Annotated in this window: 16 protein-coding genes and 1 pseudogene; 12 read left to right on the top strand and 5 right to left on the bottom strand. The window is 72.6% G+C overall.

Annotated elements, in window-relative coordinates; translation table 11 throughout:
* Positions 1–70: 70 nt before the first annotated feature.
* Together HC251_RS17965 and HC251_RS17960 are read left to right on the top strand one after the other, a co-directional pair.
* A complete protein-coding gene (locus HC251_RS17965; protein ID WP_219941985.1) occupies positions 71–1,240 on the top strand; it encodes an LLM class flavin-dependent oxidoreductase in 1,170 nt (389 codons plus the stop codon).
* Between the two features lie 51 nt (positions 1,241–1,291).
* Positions 1,292–2,956: an acyl-CoA synthetase gene (locus tag HC251_RS17960; protein WP_219941984.1), complete on the top strand. Its 1,665-nt coding sequence runs from the start codon at positions 1,292–1,294 to the stop codon at positions 2,954–2,956.
* A gap of 90 nt (positions 2,957–3,046) precedes the next feature.
* Here the strand turns inward: HC251_RS17960 and HC251_RS17955 are convergent, their stop codons facing one another.
* Positions 3,047–3,982 carry a DUF559 domain-containing protein gene (locus HC251_RS17955; RefSeq protein ID WP_219941983.1) on the bottom strand — a complete coding sequence of 312 codons (936 nt, stop codon included), beginning with the start codon at positions 3,980–3,982 and terminating at the stop codon, positions 3,047–3,049.
* A gap of 178 nt (positions 3,983–4,160) precedes the next feature.
* On the opposite strand from HC251_RS17955, the gene HC251_RS17950 reads away from it, so the two are divergent.
* Positions 4,161–5,087 (top strand): alpha/beta fold hydrolase, encoded by a 927-nt coding sequence (locus tag HC251_RS17950; protein WP_219941982.1) that lies wholly within the window; start codon positions 4,161–4,163, stop codon positions 5,085–5,087.
* Between the two features lie 36 nt (positions 5,088–5,123).
* Here HC251_RS17950 and HC251_RS17945 read toward each other — a convergent pair whose 3' ends face one another.
* Positions 5,124–6,566, bottom strand: coding sequence for an HNH endonuclease signature motif containing protein (locus HC251_RS17945; protein ID WP_219941981.1), 1,443 nt, complete (start codon positions 6,564–6,566; stop codon positions 5,124–5,126).
* Positions 6,567–6,769: 203 nt separating this feature from the next.
* On the opposite strand from HC251_RS17945, the gene HC251_RS17940 reads away from it, so the two are divergent.
* The 9 genes from HC251_RS17940 (at position 6,770) to HC251_RS17900 (ending at position 17,182) form a co-directional block, all read left to right on the top strand.
* Complete coding sequence (locus HC251_RS17940) at positions 6,770–7,951, top strand: acyl-CoA dehydrogenase family protein (RefSeq protein ID WP_219941980.1); 1,182 nt, start codon at positions 6,770–6,772, stop codon at positions 7,949–7,951.
* 11 nt (positions 7,952–7,962) lie between these two features.
* Entirely contained in the window at positions 7,963–9,102 is a 1,140-nt protein-coding gene (locus HC251_RS17935) for an acyl-CoA dehydrogenase family protein (RefSeq protein WP_219941979.1), read from the top strand.
* 89 nt (positions 9,103–9,191) lie between these two features.
* On the top strand, positions 9,192–10,571 hold the full coding sequence (locus HC251_RS17930; protein WP_219941978.1) for an ABC transporter substrate-binding protein: 1,380 nt from the start codon (positions 9,192–9,194) through the stop codon (positions 10,569–10,571).
* A 7-nt stretch (positions 10,572–10,578) separates the two neighbouring features.
* Positions 10,579–12,009 (top strand): ABC transporter substrate-binding protein, encoded by a 1,431-nt coding sequence (locus HC251_RS17925; protein WP_219941977.1) that lies wholly within the window; start codon positions 10,579–10,581, stop codon positions 12,007–12,009.
* Positions 12,010–12,024: 15 nt separating this feature from the next.
* Positions 12,025–14,127 carry an ABC transporter permease gene (locus tag HC251_RS17920; protein WP_219941976.1) on the top strand — a complete coding sequence of 701 codons (2,103 nt, stop codon included), beginning with the start codon at positions 12,025–12,027 and terminating at the stop codon, positions 14,125–14,127.
* A complete protein-coding gene (locus HC251_RS17915; RefSeq protein WP_219941975.1) occupies positions 14,124–14,912 on the top strand; it encodes an ABC transporter ATP-binding protein in 789 nt (262 codons plus the stop codon). The genes HC251_RS17920 and HC251_RS17915 overlap by 4 nt, the downstream gene beginning before the upstream one ends.
* A complete protein-coding gene (locus HC251_RS17910; RefSeq protein ID WP_219941974.1) occupies positions 14,909–15,739 on the top strand; it encodes an ABC transporter ATP-binding protein in 831 nt (276 codons plus the stop codon). Before HC251_RS17915 ends, HC251_RS17910 begins: the two co-directional genes overlap by 4 nt.
* On the top strand, positions 15,736–16,347 hold the full coding sequence (locus HC251_RS17905) for a hypothetical protein (RefSeq protein WP_219941973.1): 612 nt from the start codon (positions 15,736–15,738) through the stop codon (positions 16,345–16,347). The genes HC251_RS17910 and HC251_RS17905 overlap by 4 nt, the downstream gene beginning before the upstream one ends.
* 34 nt (positions 16,348–16,381) lie before the next feature.
* A complete protein-coding gene (locus HC251_RS17900; RefSeq protein WP_219941972.1) occupies positions 16,382–17,182 on the top strand; it encodes a crotonase/enoyl-CoA hydratase family protein in 801 nt (266 codons plus the stop codon).
* 30 nt (positions 17,183–17,212) lie between these two features.
* On the opposite strand, the gene HC251_RS17895 is transcribed toward HC251_RS17900, so the two are convergent.
* The 3 genes and pseudogenes from HC251_RS17895 to HC251_RS17885 all read right to left on the bottom strand — a co-directional run.
* A complete protein-coding gene (locus HC251_RS17895; protein ID WP_219941971.1) occupies positions 17,213–17,884 on the bottom strand; it encodes a VOC family protein in 672 nt (223 codons plus the stop codon).
* A gap of 88 nt (positions 17,885–17,972) precedes the next feature.
* Positions 17,973–19,637, bottom strand: a complete 1,665-nt coding sequence (locus HC251_RS17890) for an acyl-CoA synthetase (RefSeq protein WP_219941970.1) — start codon at positions 19,635–19,637, stop codon at positions 17,973–17,975.
* 496 nt (positions 19,638–20,133) lie between these two features.
* Positions 20,134–21,276: pseudogene (locus tag HC251_RS17885) on the bottom strand (cation:proton antiporter); the annotation flags it as partial.
* Between the last annotated feature and the right edge of the window lie 40 nt (positions 21,277–21,316).

Here is a 21,316-nt window from a genome sequence, read left to right as displayed (position 1 = left end):
ACGACCCGTCAGAAACTAGGGGCTCGTCGGCAGGTGGACAGAAAATGAGAACGTGTTCTAGTTTTCGGCCATGGAGTTCGGAGTCTTCGCCCAGCTGTTCGTGCCCCAGTTCGAGCGGGATCGCGACCCGCACGCCGAGCACCGGCGCATCTTCCGCAACGTCGAGATCGCCAAGGCCGCCGACGCCTACGCCTTCAAGTACGTGTGGTGCCCGCAGCACCACTTCCTCGACGAGTACTCGCACATGCCCGGGCCCGAGGCCTTCCTCGCCTTCTGCGCGGCGCAGACCGAGCGGGTCCACCTCGGCTCGGCCATCTTCAACATCACCCCGCCGGTCAACAAGCCGGTGCGGGTGGCCGAGAACGTCGCCCTGCTCGACCACCTGACCAACAACCGCTTCGAGTTCGGGACCGGCCGCGGCTCGTCGTCGACGGAGGTGCTCGGCTTCGGCATCCCGAGCGTCGACGACACCAAGAGCATGTGGCGGGAGACGATCCGCGAGATCCCGAAGATGTGGAAGGACGAGGTCTACAGCTACGAGGGCGAGCACTTCTCGGTCCCGGAGCGGAAGATCTTCCCGTGCCCGCACGGCACCGGGCACCCCGGCATGTGGGTCGCCGCCGGCAGCCCCGGCACGTTCACCGAGGCCGGCGAGATGGGGCTCGGCGCGTTCTGCTTCGCGCTGGGCAAGCCGTCGCAGATGGAGCCGCTGATCACGAGCTACAAGGGCGCCATCGGCGGGGCCACGCCCGTCGGCGACTACGTCAACGACAACATCATGGGCGTCACCAACATGCTGTGCATGGAGGACCGCACCAAGGCCTTCGAGGTCGCCTCGAACATGGGCATGAACTACTACTCGAGCCTGGCGTACCACTGGCTCGACAACGTGCCCCGGCCCAAGGACCTCCCCGAGTGGCCGAACAAGATCCCCGAGCCCACCCCCGAGCAGGTCGAGTACCTGTCGAAGGAGGGCTACGTCGCCATCGGCGACCCCGACGACTGCGCCCGGAGCATCCAGCGGTGGGTCGACCTGGGCTTCGACCAGCTGACCTTCAGCCCCACCACCAACACCCTGCCGACCGAGACGGTCCTGGCCTCGATGGAGCTGTTCGGGACCGAGGTGATCCCCCGCTTCGACACCGACGAGACCCACTCCACGACCCGGTACCGGCAGGCCTACGCGGCCCGCGTCGGCGGCACCGTCCCCGGGGTCGTCGACGGCCTCGACGTCGTCTGACGTGCTCGCCGTCACACGCACCGGCCCGTGACCTGCTTCACTGCCGCCCCGATGGCTGACGCACCCGCTTCGTTCAACCTGGCCGACATCTGGGAGTGGGCCGCGGCCCGCGGGCCCGACCGGCTCGCCCTCGTGGTCGGCCCGGAACGGCGCACCTACGGCGAGCTCGACGCCCGGGCGGACCGCATCGCCCACCACCTCCGCGCCGCCGGCATCGGGCCCGGGGACCGGGTGGCGATCGACCTCCGCAACGCACCCGAGTACCTCGAGGTGATGATCGCCGCCTTCAAGCTGCGGGCGATCCCGGTGAACGTCAACTTCCGGTACGTCGCCGGCGAGCTGCGGTACGTGCTGGAGACGTCGCGCGCCGCCGCCCTCGTCTACCACCGCTCGCTGGCCGACGCCGTCGCCGGCGTGCCCGACGTGGTCGGCTCGATGAGGGCGGTGCTCGCGGTCGACGACATCGACGGCTCGCCGCCGGCCGAGGCCGACGTCGCCGGGGCGGTGCCCTACGCCGACGCCCTGGACGCCGCCCCCGACGGGCCGGTCGTCACCGAGGGCCGCTCGGGCGACGACCACTACCTGATGTTCACCGGCGGCACCACGGGGCTGCCCAAGGGCGTGCTGTGGCGGCACGAGGATGCGTTCTACGCCTGCCTCGGCGGCGGCGACCCGATGCGCCTGTCGGGCCCGATCACCGACCTGGCCGAGATGGGCGACCGCTTCGTCGAGAAGCTCGTCTACATGCCCATCGCCCCGCTGATGCACGCGGCGGCGCAGTGGACGTCGTTCATGTGGTTCTTCGGCGGGGGCACCGTCGTCCTCGTCCCCGGCAGCTTCGACGCCGAGGCGGCGTGGGACCTCGTGGCCCGCGAGGGGGTCAACGTCCTCACCGTCGTCGGCGACGCCGTGGCCAAGCCGCTGCTCGACGCCCGCGACGCCCACCCCGACCGCTGGGACGTGTCCTCGCTCTACGCCATCGGCAACGGCGCCGCCCCGCTGTCGTCGTCGGTCCGCGCCCGGCTCGTCGCCGCCTTCCCCGGCTGCGTCATCACCGACGGCATGGGCTCGTCGGAGTCCGGCGTGCAGGGCGCGGCCCGCACCCAGCCGGGCGAGGGCGAGTCGGGGGCGGCGTCGGCCGGCGGCGTGGCCTCGTTCACGGTGGGGCCCACGACGACCGTGCTCGACGCGTCGCTCCAGCCGGTCGAGCCGGGCTCGGGCGAGGTGGGTCGGCTGGCGACCTCGGGCCGCATCCCGATCGGCTACGACGGGGACCCGGCCAAGACGGCCGAGACCTTCGTCGAGGTCGACGGCGTGCGCTGGGTCCTGTCGGGCGACATGTGCACCGTCGACGCCGACGGCACCGTCCGCCTGCTCGGCCGGGGCTCCCAGTGCATCAACACCGGGGGCGAGAAGGTCTACCCGGAGGAGGTCGAGGGCGTGCTCCACGGCCACCCGGCGGTGGCCGACGTGCTCGTGGTGGGCGTCGACGACGAGCGCTGGGGGAGCGCGGTGACCGCCGTGGTCCAGCCCGCCGAGGGCGTCGAGCCGCCGACCCTCGACGATCTCCGCGACCACGCCCGGACCCACCTGGCCGGCTACAAGCTGCCCAAGCACCTCGTCGTCGTCGACCGGGTCCAGCGCACCCCGGCCGGCAAGGCCGACTACCGCTGGGCGGCCAGCGCCGCCCGCACCGCCGTGGCCCCCACCCCCTGACCGGCCCACCCCACCCGCCCCGCAGCCGAGCTCGGTGGCAGATGTGGGACGGCGATCCCACATCTGCCACTGAGTTCGACGGGGTGGAGCTCAGGCCGCAGCCCGCAGCTGCCAGAGGGCCCGACGCACCCGCTCGACGACGGCGGCGGGGCGGTGCCAGACCTCGGTATCCCACACCTCGACGACGGTGAACCCGGCGGCCCGCAGGCGTCGGCGGCGCCGATCGTCGGCATCCTGGTCCGTCAGGGAGGCGTGGTACAGCTCGCTCTGCACCTCGACGACCAGCGGCCACGCCTCGGCGACGAAGTCGACGCGGCCGGACCAGGACTCGTCGTCGCCGAGATCGACCTGGCGCCGGAAGCGGCCCAGGTCGGCGTGGGCGACGAGGGACGCGAACCGGGACTCGAGCCCGCTGGCCGGGGGCACGTAGCCCTCGGGGAAGCTGGCGAGCAGCTGACGGATGGCGGCCGACCCGGCTCGACCCCGGCCGAGGACGGGCTCCAGCTCTCGTCGCAGCGATGGTCCGGAGAGGAGGCGCCGGGACCAGAGCCGGTCGACGACGGCCTTGAGTCGCTCGGGGGGCATCCGGGCCGCGAGCTGCAGGACCATCAGCGACGGTCGCACCACCGGCACCCCATCGATGACCGCCGCGAACGGGTCGGGGAGGTGGGTGGGTCGATGGATGATCGCCAGGTCCGTCGCGGTCTCGTTGACGCCGCGGAGGACCATCACGCGCACCGGTTCGATCCGGTGGCCGGGGACGCCCCACATGGCGGCCGACGAGGTCTCCGTCACGAACGCAGGGGGGCCGACGTCGAGGACCCCGGCGAGCGCTCGTTGGATCGGGGTCCGCGGCGCCCCGGAGCGTCGGACCACACGGGGCGACAGGGCGACCCAGTCGCCCCGGTTGGTGAGGTTGCGCCACGCCTCGGCCGACACCCCGGCCGCCAGCGCCTCGCGGCGGCCCAGGAGCCCGTGGTTCTGCTCGCTCATCTGGAGGAGGCGGCGTCGCGTGTCACGATCCATGGCCCTCTTGTACCGCTGGGGTGCGACAGCGAAGCCGGACGCTCCCCCCACCCCTGAACTCGGTGGCAGATGTGGGACGGAGATCCGACATCTGCCACCGAGTTCGGGAGGGGCGGGGTGGGCGGGACGGGCGGGGACGATGACCTGACGGGGTGTCAGGTGTCCCTAGGCTGGGCCGATGGCGGTGATCTCCGAGCCCGGGACCGAGACCGAGACGGAGGCCGACGCCGCCGAGGCGGAGGCCGAGGCCGCCCTGCTGCTGCCCGACCTGCCGCTGGGGCGGCGCATCGAGCTGCCGGGGCGGGGCACGACGTTCGTCCGCGAGGTGCCGGGGCCGCCGGGAGCGCGCACCGTCGTGCTGCTGCACGGGCTCACGGCGTCGGGCGGGCTCAACTGGTTCCAGACCTTCGGAGCCCTGGGCCGGCGCTACCGGGTCCTCGCCATCGACCACCGGGGCCACGCCCGCGGCCTGCGCACCCGCAAGCGCTTCACCCTCGCCGACTGCGCCGACGACGTCGCCGCCCTGATGGAGGTCGAGGGCGTCGACCCGGCGATCGTCGTCGGCTACTCGATGGGCGGACCGATCGCCCAGCTCCTCTGGAAGCGCCACCGCGACCACGTCGCCGGCCTGGTCATGTGCGCCACGAGCGACCGGTTCCTGCCCGGTCGGCGCGAGCAGCTGGTCTTCGTCACGGCGATGGGGGCCGTGGCCGGGACCACCCGGCTGGGCGACGTCGTCACCCGCCTCCCGGTCGGCTGGGTCCAGCGCCAGATGCCCGCCGGCGACCGGGGTCGGCCGGACAGCTTCCGCCGGTGGGCCCGGGCCGAGATGCGCCGTCACGACTGGCGCCTGGTCGCCGAGGCGGCTGCGTCCATCGGCACCTACGACTCGTCGCGGTGGATCGGCGACATCGACGTGCCGACCACGGTCCTCGTCACCACCGAGGACAAGGCGGTGGCGCCGATCGACCAGGCGCGCCTCGCCCTCAAGATCCCGACCGCCACCATGCACAAGGTGCGCGACGGCCACGTCGTCTGCGCCCGACCGCTCTTCGGCGGCGCCCTCCGGCGCGCCGTCGACGACACCGTCTCCCGCCTCCCCTGACGAAGTGCGCCGGGGTCCGGCGCCCCCTCGTTCGATTCAGGGACGAGCGGGGCTGGGCCCCTGGACCTCGGCGATCAGGGCGTCGACCCGGCGGCGGATGGCGCGGGTCTCCATCACCTCGGTGGGATCGGGCTGGTCGATGGGTTCGCGGGCCCGGGGTGGGGGCCGGCCCCGTCGGGCGTCGGCCCGGGGACATCGGACCGAGGTGACCGGGCTGCCATCGGGGCGGCGGACCTCGACGATGCCGTCGTCGCGGGTGATGGTGAAGCCCCGGTCGTGCACCGCCTGGTGGTGGTACCGACAGAGCAGGACCAGGTTGTCGAGATCGGTCGGGCCGTCGTGCTCCCACCAGATGATGTGGTAGGCCTGGCACTGGTGCGGTCCGGCCGAGCAGCCGGGGAACACGCAGTGGCCGTCGCGCAGCCGGAGGGCGCGGCGCTGGGCCCGGGTGGCGGTGCGCACCTTGCGGCCCATGTTCAGCTCGCCGTCGGGGCCGATGACCACGGCCTGGAAGGTGCCCTCGCACAGCCACCGCTCGACGGTCTCCCGGGGGATCACCCCGGCCCACTCTGCCTCGGCCATCCCCACGGTCACCCCGGGAGGACGGCCGGCGAGGCCGATGGGCAGGCTCGACAGGGTCGGGTCGAGCTCGGCGGGTCGATCCGGATCGGGGCGCAGGTCGAGCACGCCGAGGACGAGGGGGCGAGCGCAACCGTCGTCCCCGGTGCTGCGCGTGCCTCGGGTGACCAGCTCGACCAGGGCGATGGCCCGGCGCTCGGCAGGGGAGAGGCCGTCGTCGCCGGTGAAGGTGCCGGTGCGGAACATGTCGTCGACCTGGCCCTCGATGGCGCCGGCCAAGATCTCGCCCTGCTCGGTCGTGAGGTTGCCGTCGAGGCGCCAGCGGCCCTCGAACGTCGGCGAGAGGTGGACACCGGAGGGGTCGGTGGGGGCGGAGCCGTCGCCGTCGTCGAGGCCCAGCCGGTCGCGGACCTCGGCGACCCAGCGGCGCAGGAACCGCTGGCCGCCGGCGAGGGTGGTGCGGGCGACCTCGTCGGCCAGGATCGCTTCGACCGACGCGAACATGGGCTCCAGCCCCGTACGGGCTCGGACCAGGGCGTCGACCTGCTCGCGGGAGAGACGGCCCTCGGCGTGGGCGGCGGCGACCACCGGCATCTCGCACAGGGCCCGGCCGTGGACGATGTCGCCCTTGGCCCGGCCGTGGCTGGTGCCCGTGCGGGCGGTCACCCAGGTCGGACCGTTGCGGGCGCCGTCCCGCGCCCACCCGGCCCGAGCGTCGAACACCCTGGAGGTCTCGGCCAGGGCGGCGTCGAGCTGGTTCCGCAGTCGGTGGAGCTCCGTGAGGCGCTCGGCCAGGGCCGCGTCATCAAGGTCCCCGGCCACCACCCCCAGCACCGCAGAGGCGTCGAGAGGAGGCAGCGGTGGCTGCTCCTTCGGGACCTCGTCACACAGGGGGAACATGTGTACGGGGTACCCCGAACCGGCTGGAGTGAAACGCGAGACCTGGGAAGATCAAGGGTTTGCGTCGCCTCCCCGGGGGTCCCGAGCGCCCGTGCGGGGACGTGCGCCAGGTCCCCACGGGAGATGTCGGGTGCGGGGGCAGGTGGCAGGCGACACGTCGGTGAACTAGAACGTGTTCTAGTCCCGACCCGGAGAGGACGGCCGTGCACCTCGCCTACACGCCCGAGCAGACCGCGCTCCAGAAGGAGCTCCGTGCCTACTTCGCGGCGATCATGACGCCCGAGGTGGCGGCGGCGGCGACGGCGGGCGAGACCGGCGACCCGGCCTGCCTGGCCGCGGTGCGGCAGATGGGCGCCGACGGCTGGCTCGGCGTGGGCTGGCCCACCGAGTTCGGGGGTCGGGGCTTCGGGCCGGTCGAGCAGTTCATCTTCATGAACGAGGCCTGGCGCTCGGGGGCACCGGTGCCGTTCCTCAGCGTCAACACCGTCGGCCCGACGATCATGGAGTTCGGCACCGAGGAGCAGAAGGCGTTCTTCCTGCCCAAGATCCTCGCCGGCGAGCTCCACTTCTCGATCGGCTACACCGAGCCCGGCAGCGGCACCGACCTGGCCAGCCTGACCACCAAGGCGGTCAAGGACGGCGACCAGTGGGTCATCAACGGCCAGAAGATCTACACGTCGCTGGCCAGCTACGCCGACTACATCTGGCTGGCCGCCCGCACCGACCCCGATGCCCCGAAGCACCGGGGCATCACCATGTTCGCCGTCCCCACGACGGACCCCGGGTACTCGTACTCGAAGATCTCGACGATGGTGAACGCCAGCACCTTCAACACCTTCTACGACGACGTGAAGGTGGGCGACGACGCCATCATCGGCGGGCTCAACCAGGGTTGGCACCTGATCACCAACCAGCTCAACTACGAGCGGGTCGGGCTGTCGCCCCCGGGGATGGTCGAGTCGATCTACGAGGACACCATCGCCTGGGCCAAGGAGACGACCCTGCCCGACGGCCGCCGCCTCGCCGACCAGGAGTGGGTGCAGGTCAACCTGGCCCGGGTGCGGGCCGGCCTCGACTTCCTCCGCCTCATCAACTGGAAGATCGCCGCCCTCGACGCCGCCGGCCAGTCGCCCAACCCGGCCGACGCCAGCTCGTCGAAGGTCTTCGGCACCGAGCTGTTCATCGAGGCCTACCGCCTGCTGATGGAGATCCTCGGCGCCCGGGGCACCCTCCGGGCCGACAGCCCCGAGGCCCTCCTCGCCGGCCGGCTCGAGCGCTCGTACCAGGGGACGCTGATCCTCACCTTCGGCGGCGGCACCAACGAGATCCAGCGCGACCTCATCGCCATGTTCGGCCTGCAGATGCCGCGCATGCCCCGGATGTAAGGGACCGACCCGTGGACTTCACCCTCACCGACGACCAGACCGCCATCGTCGAGCTCGCCGCCCGCATCCTGGGCGACCGCTGCTCGCCCGAGGCCCTCGCCGCCGCCGAGGCGGCCGGCGACCGCTTCGACCCCGAGCTCTGGCGCCTCCTCGCCGAGGCGGACCTGCTGGGCCTCGTGCTCCCCGAGGCCGACGGGGGCGGTGGCTACGGCGTCCTCGAGGCCGCCCTGCTGTGCCAGGAGGTCGGCCGCACCGCCGCCCCCGTGCCCCTGTGGTCGACCCTGATGCTCGGTGCGCTGCCGATCGCCCAGCACGGGTCCGACGCCCTGAAGGCGAAGGTGCTCCCCGCCGTGGCCAGGGGTGAGCTCGTGCTGACCGCGGCGCTGGTGGAGGACGGTGGGAGCCTGCCGCCGGACACGCCGGCGACGACGGCGACCCCGGACGCCGAGCGGCCCGACCACGTCTTGCTGAGTGGCACCAAGCACGTCGTGCCCAGCGTCCACCTGGCCGAGTCCGGCGTCGCCGTGCGCGTCCTCGTGCCCGCCGCCGATGCCGAGGGCCGGGTCGTCGTGGCCCTGATCGACCCGACGAGCGCGGGCGTCAGCACCTCCCGGAACGTCGGCACCGACCTCGAGCCCGTCTCGACGCTGGTGCTGCGCGACGCGCCCGGTCGGCTCCTCGGCGCTCCCGACGACGGGGCCGCGGTCGTCCGTACGATCGCTTCCCTCGGCACCGCCGGCATCTGCGCCCGCCAGGCGGGGACGTGCGAGGCCGCCCTGCGCCTGGCCGCCGCCTACACCTCCGAGCGCGAGCAGTTCGGCACCAAGATCGCCACCTTCCAGGCCGTGGCCCACCGCCTCGCCGACGCCTACATCGACACCGAGGCCATCCGCCTCACCAGCATCCACGTCGCCTGGCTGCTCGCCGAGGGCCTCCCCGCCGACGAGGCCCTGGCCGTGGCCAAGATCTGGGCCGCCGAGGGCGGCCAGCGCGTCGTCCACGGGGCCCAGCACGTCCACGGAGGGATCGGCGTCGACACCGACTACCCCCTCCACCGCTTCTTCCGGGCCGCCAAGGCGGCCGAGCACACGCTCGGGACCGCCAGCCCCCACCTCGTCGCACTGGGTGGCCGGATCGTGGGCGCGGCGTGATCCACACCGTGACCCGCACCCCTCACATCTGACGACCCGTCAGATGTAGTGTGACCCGAGACACCGACCCGATCTGGAGCTCCTCCCCCATGCGCCGTGTCGCCCTGCTGCTCGCCCTCCTCCTCGCGCTGACCGCCGTCGGCTGCGGGTCTCGCGTCGACGACGCGGACGACGGGGGAGGGGGAGGCGGCGACGACCTCGAGGCCGAGGGCGAGGGCGGCGGGTCCGAGGAGGAGGAGGCCGCCAACGACGACCTCACCCCCGAGTCCGAGGAGCTGGGCACGATCCCCAACCCCTGCTCGGGGGAGCCGGCGGAGGGCGAGCTGCCCGCCGACACCCCCGGGGTCACCGAGGACACCATCCGGATCGGCGTGATCTCCGATCGTGAGAACCCGGCCGTGCCCCTCCCGACGGTGGGCATCGAGGAGGCGGTGAAGGCCTTCGTCGAGTTCTGCAACGAGGCCGGCGGCATCAACGGTCGCACCCTCGAGCTCGAGACCTACGACTCGATGATCACGGCCACCGACGACGTCACCAAGCAGGCGTGCGCCGACGACCTGTTCGCCCTGGTGGGCACCGGGTCGGTGCAGGACCAGCTGGGCATCGAGACCCGGGAGGGCTGCGGCCTGGTCGAGGTCGCCGGCTACTCGGCCACCTCGGCCCGCGCCGGGTCCGAGGACTTCTTCACCGGCGTCCCCGGTCTCAGCCCGACCGACTACAACGTGGGCCCCTGCCTGTGGATGGCCGAGCAGCACCCCGACGCGGTGAAGAAGGTGGCGATGCTCTACACGGACCTGCCGGCGGCGTCGGTGCGCGGCCAGCAGGTCGTCGAGGGCTGCTCCTCCGAGGCGGGGTTCGAGTACGTGGTCGAGGAGGCCCTCCCCTTCGGTGAGACGAACTTCGGCCCGATCGTCGAGCAGATGCAGGAGCAGGGCGTCGAGATGTTCCAGATGGTGAGCGCCACCTCCGAGACGCTCGCCGTGCTGCGGGAGGCCGAGACCCAGGGGCTGGAGCTCGAGGTCATCGACCTCGGCCAGCAGTACTACGACGCCAACTTCGCCACCGAGCCCGTGGCCGAAGGGGCCTACGTCTTGTCCAACACGGCACCGTTCTCGGAGGCCGACTCCAACCCCACCCTCCGCCTCTACCAGGAGTACCTGGACAAGGTCGGCGGCGTGCAGAGCACCCTGGGCGTCCAGGCCTTCAGCGCCGGTCTGCTCTTCGCCACCGCCACCGACGCCCTGGGCGCCGAGGTCACCCGGGAGGGTCTCGTCACCGAGCTCCAGGGCATCACCGAGTGGGACGGCGGGGGTCTGAACCTGGTGGGCAGCCCCGGGACCAACGAGACGATCGACTGCTTCCTCTACCTGCGGGTCGAGGGCGGGGAGTTCGTCCGTGAGCACCCAGAAGAGGGCTACGACTGCGATCCGGCGTACATCCACACATCCGACGAGCGCTTCGAGAGCTAGGACACCGATGAACCGATCCCGGGGGACCACGATCAGCACCCACCGCCTCGGCGCCGCCCTCGTGGCGCTGCTTCTCCTCCTGGGGGCCAGCGCCTGCGGGTCGCGCGCCGACGACGCCGATGACGGCGGTGGGGGCGACGACGGCCTGAGCGCCGAGGACGGCGGCGGCGGCGACGAGGGGGGCGAGGACGGGTCCGGCGACGGCGGTGAGGTGCCGACCCCCGAGTCCGACACCATCGGCACGATCGACAACCCCTGCTCGGCCGAGGCCGCGGAGGGGGAGCTGCCGGCCGACACCCCCGGGGTCACCGAGGACACCATCCGGATCGGCGTGATCTCCGACAAGGAGAACCCCAGCGTGCCGCTGCCGACCGTCGGCATCGAGGAGTCCGTCAAGGCCTTCGTCGAGTTCTGCAACGCCGCCGGCGGCATCAACGGTCGCACCCTCGAGCTCGAGACCTACGACTCGATGATCACGGCCACCGACGACGTCACCAAGCAGGCGTGCGCCGACGACCTGTTCGCCCTGGTGGGCACCGGGTCGGTGCAGGACCAGCTGGGCATCGAGTCCCGCATCGGCTGCGGGCTGCCCGAGGTCGGCGCCTACTCGGCCACCTCCAACCGGTCCGAGTCCGAGCTGTTCTTCCAGCCCATCCCCGCCACCCAGTCCCAGCACTTCAACGTGGGGCCGTGCCTGTGGATGGCCGAGCAGTTCCCCGACGACGTCACCAAGGCGGCCATCGTCTACACCGACCTGCCCACCGCGAGCGTCCGCGCTCAGCAGATCAAGGACAACTGCACCGCCGAGGCCGGCTTCGAGTTCGTCGCCGACGTCCCCGTCCCGTTCGGCGAGACCAACTTCGGCCCGGCCATCGAGGAGATGCAGTCCGCCGGCGTCACCTACTTCACCATGGTCAGCGCCTCGTCGGAGATGCTGGCGGTGCTCCGTGAGGCCAACACCCAGGGCCTCGAGTTCAACGTCATCGACCTCGGCCAGCAGTACTACGACCGGGCCGTCGCCGCCGAGGCGCTCACCAACGGCGCCTACGTCCTCACCAACACGACGCCGTTCAGCGAGACGGACCAGACGCCGGCGCTCGGCCTCTACACCGAGTGGATGGGCGAGACCGGGGCCGACGAGGACAAGATCACCTCGCTCGGCGTCCAGGCCTTCAGCGCCGGCCTGCTCTTCGCCACCGCGGTCGACTCGTTGGGCAACGACATCACCCGCGACGGCCTCGTCACCGCCCTCGAGGGCATCACCGAGTGGGACGGCGGCGGGCTCCACATGCCCACCAACCCGGGCGAGGCGCTCCACAACGACTGCTTCCTCTACCTGCGGATCACCGACGGCGAGTTCACGCGCGAGCACCCCGACGAGGGCTTCGAGTGCGACCCCGCCTTCGTCATCGAGTCCGACGAGTCCTACGCCGGCTAGGGAGCCGCCGCACCCATGGAGCAGATCCTCCAGTACCTGGTCATCTTCGCCCTGCAGTCGGCGGCGATCTACGCCATCGCCGCCAGCGGGCTGGTCGTCACCTACACGACCTCGGGCATCTTCAACTTCGCCCACGGTGCCATCGGCATGGTGGTGGCCTTCGCCTACTGGCAGATGACCTCGACGTCGTCGGGGGGTGACGCGTTCTTCGGTGGGGGCATGGGGCTGAACCCGTGGCTGGCCCTGGTCCTGTGCCTGTTCGTCGTCGCCCCCGCCATCGGGTTCGTGCTCGACCGGGTGATCATGCGCCGCCTGGCCGGTGCCTCGACCATCGCCGGCATCGTGGCCACCATCGGGTTGCTGTTCGCCCTGGTCCAGATCGCCGGGATCCTCTGGCCCCAGGACCAGAGCTACTCGCTGCCGGGGTTCTTCCCGGGCGAGAGCTTCGAGCTGTTCTCGGTCAACGTCACCTACCACCGGGCCCTGTCGCTGGCCATCGCCGTGGCCGTGGCCTTCGGGTTGCGGGCCCTGCTGTTCACCACCCGGCTGGGCGTGGCCATGCGGGCGGTCGTCGACAGCCGCGAGCTCACCGCCCTCAACGGGCGCTCGCCGGACCGGGTCTCGTCGGTGGCGTGGATGCTGGGCTGCTCCCTGGCCGGCCTGGCCGGCATCCTCATCGCCCCCAACCTCTCGCAGTTCACGGCGATCGCCCTCACCCTGCTCGTGATCCAGGCCTACGCCGCCGCCATGGTCGGCCGGCTCCGGAGCCTGCCGCTCACCTTCCTCGGCGCCCTGATCCTGGCCGAGACCGAGCAGCTCCTGGCCCTGATCGACATCAACGACTGGTTCGGCGAGAACATCAGCGGCAAGCTCGGCACGCTCGGCTCGGCGGTGCCGGTTCTGATGCTGCTCGTCGTGCTGATCGTCTTGCGCGAGGACCGGGGCGGGCTGCGCTCCGAGAAGCTGAACTTCCGCGTCCCCCGGCCCTCGACCACGACGGTCGCCGCGGGCATGGGGGCCCTGGTCCTCGTCGCCGCCGTGGTGGCCCAGCTCGAGCTGTTCACCGTCACCACCCGCCTCAACTACGGCAAGGGCCTGGCCCTCGGCATCGTCATGCTGTCGCTCGTCCTGCTCACCGGCTGGGCCGGCCAGGTGTCGTTGGCCCAGCTCGGGCTCTCCGGCCTGGCGGCGTGCGCGGTGTGGAAGATGGGCCCGGTGGGCGGGCTCGTCGCCGGTGTGGTGATCTGCGCCGTCGTCGGCGCCTTCGTCGCCCTCCCGGCCCTGCGCATGCGGAGCCTCTACCTCGCCCTCACCACCATGGCGTTCGCGCTGCTGATGGAGAACGTGGTCTACGGCAACAACACGATCTTCCCCGCCCTCCGCCCGTTCGCGACCGGTGGGGCCCGGGCGGACCGGCCCGGTTTCCTCGAGAGCGACAAGGCCTTCTTCGTGGCCATGGCCGTCGCCTTCGCCCTCATCGCGGTGGGGCTGACGGTCATCCGCAACGGTCCGTTCGGGCGGCGGCTGGCGGCCATGAAGGACTCGCCCGACGGCTGCGTCACCCTCGGCATGGACCTGACCGCCACCAAGCTCCAGGTCTTCGTCCTGGCCTCGGCCATCGCCGGCTTCGGCGGCGGTCTGCTGGCCATGTGGAACTCGTCGAACGTGGGCCTGGCGCAGTACGGCCTGCTCGAGGGGGGCGCCCTCGGCGGCCTGCCCCTCCTGCTCGTCGCCGTGATCGGCGGCATCACCTCGGTGTTCGGGGCGGCGTTCGGTGCGTTCCTCTTCGTGGGCATGCCCCTGCTGGGCAACAAGGTGAGCTGGCTCAAGAGCGCGATGAACGTGCTGCCCGGTCTGGCCGGCATCGGCCTGGCCCAGTCGCCGGACGGGGCGGCTCGCCAGATCGCCGACGGTGCGTCCGACGTGGCGGAGGCGATCGGCCGCCTGCGGGCCGGCCGGGACGAGCCCGACGCCGACCGACGCCCGGCCACCAGGGAGCCCGAGCAGATGCTGAGCAGCGGACGGCGGCTGGACGCCGAGGACGTCGCCCACCTCGACCACGTGCTCGGCCTGAGCTGGGGTCGACCGGAGCCGGTCGGGCCGAGGAGCGGATCATGAGCCCGGCCGCACCTCTGCTCGAGCTGCGCTCCGTCACCGTCCGCTTCGGCGGCAACGTCGCCGTGTCGGACGCCAGCCTCTTCGCCGAGGACGGCCGCATCACCGGCCTCATCGGGCCGAACGGCGCCGGCAAGACGACGACGTTCAACGTCATCACCGGGCTCGAGCGCCCCAGCTCCGGCCTCGTCCTGTGGGACGGGCGCGACATCAGCGGGATGGCCGCCCACAAGCGCGCCCGGTTGGGCATGGGCCGGACCTTCCAGCGCCTCGAGCTGTTCGGATCGCTGTCGGTCGCCGAGAACGTCCTCCTCGCCGCCGAGCTCCTCCGCCGCCAGGGCGGTGGCCAGCGGGCCCCTCGGGTGCCCGGCGCCGCCACCGACACCAGCGCGGTCGAGGAGACGGCGATGCTGCTCGAGCACCTCGGGCTGGGCGACCTGGCCGACGTGCGGGCCGAGGAGCTGCCCACCGGCACCGCCCGCATGGTCGAGCTGGCCCGGGCCCTGGCCACCCGGCCCCGGCTGCTGCTGCTCGACGAGCCGGCCTCGGGGCTCGACGAGGCCGAGACCGAGCACTTCGCCTCGGTGCTGGAGGAGCTGGCCGACGCCGGGCTCGGGATCCTGCTCGTCGAGCACGACGTCCCGCTGGTGATGCGGCTGGCGTCGGACGTCTACGTCCTCGACCTCGGGCGGGTGCTCGCCCACGGGACACCGGCCGAGGTCCAGGGCGACCATCGCGTCATCGAGGCCTACCTCGGGGCCACCCCCGTGGCGGAGGCGGCCCGATGAGCCCCGAGCTCGGCAAGGCGACGACCAACGGCCACGGCCGGCCCGCCGACGACGACCTCGACACCCACATCGACGTGTCCGCCCTCGTCGGTGACAGCGTCGCGGCCGTCGGCGACGACAGCGGTCCCCCCGTCCTGGAGCTGCGGGGCGTCAGGGCCGGCTACGGCAAGATCGAGGTCCTGCACGGGGTGGACCTCGTCGTGCCGGCGGGCAAGGTCGTGGCTCTGCTGGGGCCCAACGGCGCCGGGAAGACGACCACCCTGTGCGTGGCCAGCGGCCAGATGCGCCCGACCGAGGGCGACGTCTTCGTCGCCGGTCGTCGCGTCACCGGCGCGGCCCCGGAGGACCTGGCCGCGGCCGGCCTCTGCACCGTGCCCGAGGGACGGGGCGTGTTCCGGTCCCTGACCGTGCGCGAGAACCTCCGCATGGCCACCTACCGGGGGGTGAGGATGGCCGACGTCGAGGACCGGACCTACGGCATCTTCCCCAAGCTGGGCGCCCGCCGAGACCAGCTGGCCGGGACGCTGTCCGGCGGCGAGCAGCAGATGCTGTCGCTGGCCCGGGCCCTGGTCACCTCGCCGTCGCTCCTGCTGCTCGACGAGCTGTCGATGGGCCTGGCCCCGATCATCGTCGACGAGCTCTACCAGCAGGTGCACCGCATCACCCGCCACGGCGTGTCGGTGCTGGTGGTCGAGCAGTTCGCCCGCACCGTCCTCGGCGTGGCCGACGTCGCCGCCATCATGGCCAACGGTCGCATCACGTCCGTGGGCCACCCCTCCGCCATCGAGTCCGAGCTGTCCGCCGCCTACCTGGGAGCCTCCTCATGACCGACCCGACGCCCACCGGCGGACCCGCGCCGTCTGCGCCCCCCGCCAGCTCGCCCGGATCGTCTGCGCCACTCGCCAGCTCGCCGGCGGCGGGGCTCGCCGACCGGGTGAGCCAGATCCACGTCCCCGAGCCCAACGCCGACCGCGAGCGGATGATGCTCGTCGCCGGGGGTGTGATCGTCGCCGTCGGCATCATCGCCGTCCTCATCGGCTACTGGGGGGCGTCGGGCACCAGCAGCCCGGCCGAGCAGATCCCCTACGCCCTCTCCGGCGGGGCGCTGGGCCTCGGGCTGATCGTCCTCGGCTGCGCCCTCATCACCCGCTTCTCGCTGGCCCGGCTGTTCCGGTTCTGGCTGGCCCGGATCGTCCACGAGCACCAGGTGCAGACCGACCGCACGATCGACGCCCTCGGGCGCATCGAGGCGGCGCTGACCAACGGCGCGGCCCCCCGGACCGGTGGGTCGGCGCCCGACGTCGACCTGGCCAAGCGGGTGGACGCCGCGGCCGACCACACGGGTCACGCGGTGGAGACCTCGCCCGCCGGTGGCGGCCAGGCGCCACGGGTCCGACGCGAGCCGCTCCGCGCCGACCCGCTCGACAAGAAGTAGAACGCGTTCTAGGTCGTTGCCCTAGGGTCGGGGCATGACCGAGGGCTCTCCCGACCTGCTCGTCGAGCGTGACGGCCACGTGCTGACCGTCACCATGAACCGGCCCGAGGCCCGCAACGCCTTCAGCCCGGACATGCTCGTCCGGGCCGCCGACGCGTGGAAGCTGCTGGACGAGGACCCCGAGCTGCGGGTCGGGATCCTCACCGGGGCCGAGGGGTGCTTCTGCTCGGGCATGGACCTCAAGGCCCTGGCCGGGGGGATGCCCGACGACGTGCAGGCCCGGTGGAGCGAGGACCCCGACATGCACTGGAAGGCGCTGCTGCGCCACTTCCGGCCGTCGAAGCCGATCGTCGCCGCCGTCGAGGGCTACTGCGTCGCCGGCGGCACCGAGATCCTGCAGGCCACCGAGATCCGCGTCGCCGGCGACACCGCCGAGTTCGCCATCGCCGAGGTCCAGCGGGGGCTGTTCCCGCTGGGCGGCTCGACGGTGCGCCTCCAGCGCCAGATCGGGTTCACCAACGCCGCCGACCTGCTCCTCACCGGGCGGCGGATCAGCGCCGAGGAGGCCAAGGCCATCGGGCTCGTCGGCCACGTGGTGCCGGCCGGTCAGGCGCTGGCCAGGGCCCGGGAGCTGGCCGACCTCGTCGCCGCCAACGGGCCGCTGGCGGTCAAGGCGGTGCTGCGCTCGATGCGGGAGACGGCGGGCATGACCGAGGCCGACGGCCTGGCCCACGAGCTCACCATCGGGGAGCCGATCATCTTCGGCACCAAGGACGCCAAGGAGGGCCCCCGCGCCTTCGCCGAGAAGCGGCCGCCGGTCTTCACCGGCGAGTAGGTCGCCGAGCGCCCGGGGGCGAGGCCGTCCCTACGGGGCGAAGCAGCAGAAGACGTTGCCGTCGGGGTCGCGCATGACGGTCCAGTCGATGTCGCCGTCGGGGCGGCGGGCGACGGTGGCGCCGGCTGCCTCCAGCTCGTCTGCATCGCCCTCCAGGTCCCAGTGGACCCGGTTCTCACCGACCCGCTCGTCGTCGACCGGGACGAACTTCCACGTCACGTCCCCGAGGCCGGGCACGCCGTGGAGGTAGCGGGGGGTGCCGTCGGGACCGGGGCCGACGGTCGCCCCCGTGCGCGCCGCCCACCACGCCGCGACCTCCACCGGCCGGGCGCTGTCGGTGCACCAGGCGAAGACGGTGGCGGGCGGTCCCTCGGGGTCCCCGCCCGGGAAGGCGCACATCTCGTGGCCCTCGGGGTCGGCCAGCACGGTGAAGACGTCCTGCTCGGAGTGCACCGTCGCCCCGAGGGCGAGCAGCCGGTCGAGGTCGGGCACGAGCAGGTCCGGGTGCACCCTGTCCTTCACGACCTTGGCCTGGTCGGTGCGGTTGATCCAGAGCTGCGCCGTGCCCTGCGGACCCACCCCGACGACGCCGGGGCGGGTGTGGACCCACCGGTCGAGGCCCAGCGCCGCGCCCCAGAACCGTCCGACCCGCTCCGGGTCGAGGGCGGCGATGCACCAGTCCTTCATCCGCACCTCGGTCATCCCGGGACCGTAGGGCGAGCCGACGATCGGATCCGACGGAGTTGCGCGAGACGGCACGCGACGTGCCGGGCACGTCGCGTCCCACCCCTCAGGAGAGGCGGGCGCCCTGGGCGACCCGCTGGGCCCACGGGTAGTCGGGCTTGCCGGCGGGGGAGCGGACGATCTCGCCGACCAGGTGGAGCTGGCGGGGCACCTTGTAGCCGGCGATGCGGGAGCGGCAGTGGGCGTCGAGGTCGTCGAGCGTGGGCGGGGCGCCGGGGTGGCGGGGCTGCACGACGGCGGCGACCGTCGACCCCCACCGCTCGTCGGGCACGCCCACGACCACCACGTCGTAGACGTCGGGATGGGCCTTGAGGGCGGCCTCGACCTCCTCGGGGAAGATCTTCTCACCCCCGGAGTTGATGCAGACCGAGCCCCGGCCCAGCAGGGTGATGCTGCCGTCGGCCTCGACCGTGGCGTAGTCGCCGGGCACCACGTAGCGCCGGCCGTCGGCGGCGACGACGAAGGTGGCGGCGGTCTTGGCCTCGTCCTTGTAGTACCCGACGGGGATGTTGCCGCCCCGGGCCACCCGGCCGATCACCCCCGACCCCGGGGTCACCGGTTCCAGGTCGTCGTCGAGGACCACGGCGTCGCGGGACGGGTCGACCGTGGGCCCGCCGCCCTTCATCTCGGTGTGGCCCTTCTGCACCGCGACCATGCCGTTCATGCCACCCTCGCTCGACCCGATCGAGTCGATGATGAGGGCGTTCGGGAGCAGCTCGAGGTAGCGGTCCTTGACCGTGGGGGAGAACACGGCGGCGCTGGAGGAGACGACGAAGAGCGACGACAGGTCGTAGCGTCCCGGGTCCTCCTCGAGGGCCTCGATCATCGGGCGGGCCATGGCGTCGCCGGTGATCATCACCGTGTTCACCTTCTCGCGGGCGATCGCCTCCCAGATGCCGTGGGGCGTGAAGCGGGGGACGAACACGACGGTGCCACCCTCGAACCAGAAGCGCAGGGTCGACCACTGGGCGGCCCCGTGCATCAGCGGCGGGGCCGACAGGGTGACCATCGGGGTCTCGGTGGCGGCCGCCTTCTCGGCCAGCTGCGCGTCGGAGGTGACCCGCTCCTGGGTGTAGGCGTCGATCCCCCCACCGAGGGCGTAGAAGACGTCCTCGTGGCGCCACACCACGCCCTTCGGCATGCCCGTCGTCCCGCCCGTGTAGAGGACGTAGCGGTCGTCGGGGGAGCGCTCGTCGAAGTCCCGCGCCGGGGAGCCGGAGGCCAGGGCGTCGGCGAAGGAGACCGAGCCGAGCCGCGCCAGCGCCGCCTGCACGTCGGCCTCGGTGGCCGCCGCCCGGGACTCGTCGTCCGGCGGCCCGGGCATGGCCACGAGGTGGCGGAGGTGGGCGATCTTCGGCGCCACGGCGGCGACCCGCGGGGCGTAGGCCACGTCGTGGACGAGGGCGACGAGGTCGGCGTTGTCGAAGAGGTACGCCAGCTCGTCCTCGACGTAGCGGAAGTTGATGTTGATCGGGACGGCCCGCAGCTTGAACGCCGCCATCATGGCGACCATCCACTCCGTGGAGTTCTGCCCGTGGACCCCGACGTGGTCGCCGACGCCGACGCCGGCGTCGGCCAGGTGGTGGGCCAGGCGGTTCGCCCGCTCCTCGACCTGCGCGAACGAGAGCCGGTCGTCGCCCACGACGAGGGCGGTGCGGTCGCCGACGGCGTCGACGGCGCGCTCGAACAGGTCAGCGATGTTGAACGCCATCCCCCGGTTGTACCAGAGAGAACGAGAACACGTTCTCGTTTTCGTCGCGGGTTCTGAGGGAACACCCCTCGGCCGGTCCGGTCGGCTGTCCTCAGCGGAGGGCGCCCAGCAGGCTGAGGCAGGCATCCTCCGCATGGCGGCAGGCGTCGGCGGTGCCGGCGCACGGCCCTGCCGGCCTGTCGGCGGCGTCGAGGGCGACCGCCGTGCCGTGGCAGGCGGCCACGCAGGCACGGAGCAGCGGCAGAGCCACGTCGTCGTGGAGGTCGTCCGGGGTCGACAGGACGTGCTCGGTCACCCGGCACAGCTCGGCGCAGTCGCGCGCCAGGTGCGCACCGTGCGCCCGGGCCTCGTCGTCGCTCGCCTCCCACCCCGTGGCGCACGCCGCCGCTGCGTCGGCGCAGGCGGAGAGGGCCCCGACCGCCTGGTCGACGGCGTCGTCGGGCGCCAGGGTCACCGGTCGCGCCCTCGCCGTCGGTCCGGCTGGCGGGGGCTCGGCGAAGCGACGGGCGACGAGCACGTCGGTCGACGAGTGGGCGAGGATCGACGCGACGACGGCGAGCGCGATCAGGTGGAACAGCTCGTCGCTGCGCCCGGTCCCGGCCTCCAGGATGATGATGCCGTAGACCACCGAGGCGAAGCCCTTCGGACCGAACCACGCGGCCGCGTACCACTCCTTCCGGGTCAGCCCGCTGCGGGCGAAGGACACCGCGAGGGCCATCGGGCGCGCCGCGACCAGGACCAGCAGGGCGAACAGGTAGCCGCTGAGCGGGATCTCCCGGAGGAACGACGGGGAGATGAGGGCCCCGAAGAGCATGAGCGCGCCCAGCTTCAACAGCTCGGCGAGGAGGTCGCCGAAGCGGTGGAAGGCGTCCCGCACCGCCGGGCTCATCGTCGCCACCGTGACACCGGCGGCGAAGGCGGCGAGGAACTCGTTGGCGTGGGTCAGGGAGGCGGCGGCCAGGACGAGGAGGCCGATGGCGAGGGCGTTGAGCGGCTCGTAGGGCGTCGACGCCGAGAGGAAGCGGCTCCGCTCGAGCCGGATGGCCAACCAGGGGATGGCGACCCCCAGGGCCACGCCGAGCAGGACCTCCCCCGCCAGGCTGGTGGCGTCGGCGCCCTCGTCGGTGATCACCGACAGCAGGACGAGGACGATCGGGAGGGCGAGCCCGTCGTTCAGCCCGCTCTCCACGTTGAGGAGGTGGCGCAGCCGGCGCGGCACCTCGTCCCGGCCCACGATGGCGGAGGCGAAGACGGGGTCGGTCGGGCTGAGGGCGGCGCCGATGAGGAACGCCTCGGCCCAGGGCAGCCCGGCGACGAAGCGGCCGAAGACGGCGATGACGACGATCGTCAGGGGCAGGCCCACGAGCAGCGCCCGTCCCGGGAGCCGCCAGGCGGTGCGCAGCTCCCTGACGCCGACCTTCATCCCGTCGGTGAAGAGGACGGCGAAGAGGGCCAGCTCGGCGACGACCCCGACGGGCTCGTCGCCCGACCCCAGGTCGACCGCGCCCAGCACCTCGTCGCCGAGGAGGAACCCGGCCACGAGGAAGACGACGGCCGTGGACAGCACGGTCCGGTGCGCCCGCTCCGACACGAGGACCGCGACCAGCAGCACCCCGGCGAAGGCGAGCAGTGCGGTCATCTGCTCGTCCTACCAGGCGGGGTCACGGGTAGCCTGCGGC

The organism is Iamia sp. SCSIO 61187 (genome assembly GCF_019443745.1).
In the GTDB taxonomy this organism is placed as follows: domain Bacteria; phylum Actinomycetota; class Acidimicrobiia; order Acidimicrobiales; family Iamiaceae; genus Iamia.
The sequence above is the reverse complement of the archived record's forward strand: the minus strand, read 5'-3'. Positions and strand labels throughout refer to the sequence as shown.

Bases quoted from the DNA above. Each gene is read 5' to 3' on its own strand.
- HC251_RS17890 (WP_219941970.1), bottom strand. From the start codon at position 19,637: ATGGCGTTCAACATCGCTGACCTGTTCGAGCGCGCCGTCGACGCCGTC.
- HC251_RS17950 (WP_219941982.1), top strand. From the start codon at position 4,161: ATGGCGGTGATCTCCGAGCCCGGGACCGAGACCGAGACGGAGGCCGAC.
- HC251_RS17905 (WP_219941973.1), top strand. From the start codon at position 15,736: ATGACCGACCCGACGCCCACCGGCGGACCCGCGCCGTCTGCGCCCCCC.
- HC251_RS17955 (WP_219941983.1), bottom strand. From the start codon at position 3,982: ATGGATCGTGACACGCGACGCCGCCTCCTCCAGATGAGCGAGCAGAAC.
- HC251_RS17930 (WP_219941978.1), top strand. From the start codon at position 9,192: ATGCGCCGTGTCGCCCTGCTGCTCGCCCTCCTCCTCGCGCTGACCGCC.
- HC251_RS17915 (WP_219941975.1), top strand. From the start codon at position 14,124: ATGAGCCCGGCCGCACCTCTGCTCGAGCTGCGCTCCGTCACCGTCCGC.
- HC251_RS17925 (WP_219941977.1), top strand. From the start codon at position 10,579: ATGAACCGATCCCGGGGGACCACGATCAGCACCCACCGCCTCGGCGCC.
- HC251_RS17960 (WP_219941984.1), top strand. From the start codon at position 1,292: ATGGCTGACGCACCCGCTTCGTTCAACCTGGCCGACATCTGGGAGTGG.
- HC251_RS17965 (WP_219941985.1), top strand. From the start codon at position 71: ATGGAGTTCGGAGTCTTCGCCCAGCTGTTCGTGCCCCAGTTCGAGCGG.
- HC251_RS17900 (WP_219941972.1), top strand. From the start codon at position 16,382: ATGACCGAGGGCTCTCCCGACCTGCTCGTCGAGCGTGACGGCCACGTG.
- HC251_RS17920 (WP_219941976.1), top strand. From the start codon at position 12,025: ATGGAGCAGATCCTCCAGTACCTGGTCATCTTCGCCCTGCAGTCGGCG.
- HC251_RS17945 (WP_219941981.1), bottom strand. From the start codon at position 6,566: ATGTTCCCCCTGTGTGACGAGGTCCCGAAGGAGCAGCCACCGCTGCCT.
- HC251_RS17895 (WP_219941971.1), bottom strand. From the start codon at position 17,884: ATGACCGAGGTGCGGATGAAGGACTGGTGCATCGCCGCCCTCGACCCG.
- HC251_RS17910 (WP_219941974.1), top strand. From the start codon at position 14,909: ATGAGCCCCGAGCTCGGCAAGGCGACGACCAACGGCCACGGCCGGCCC.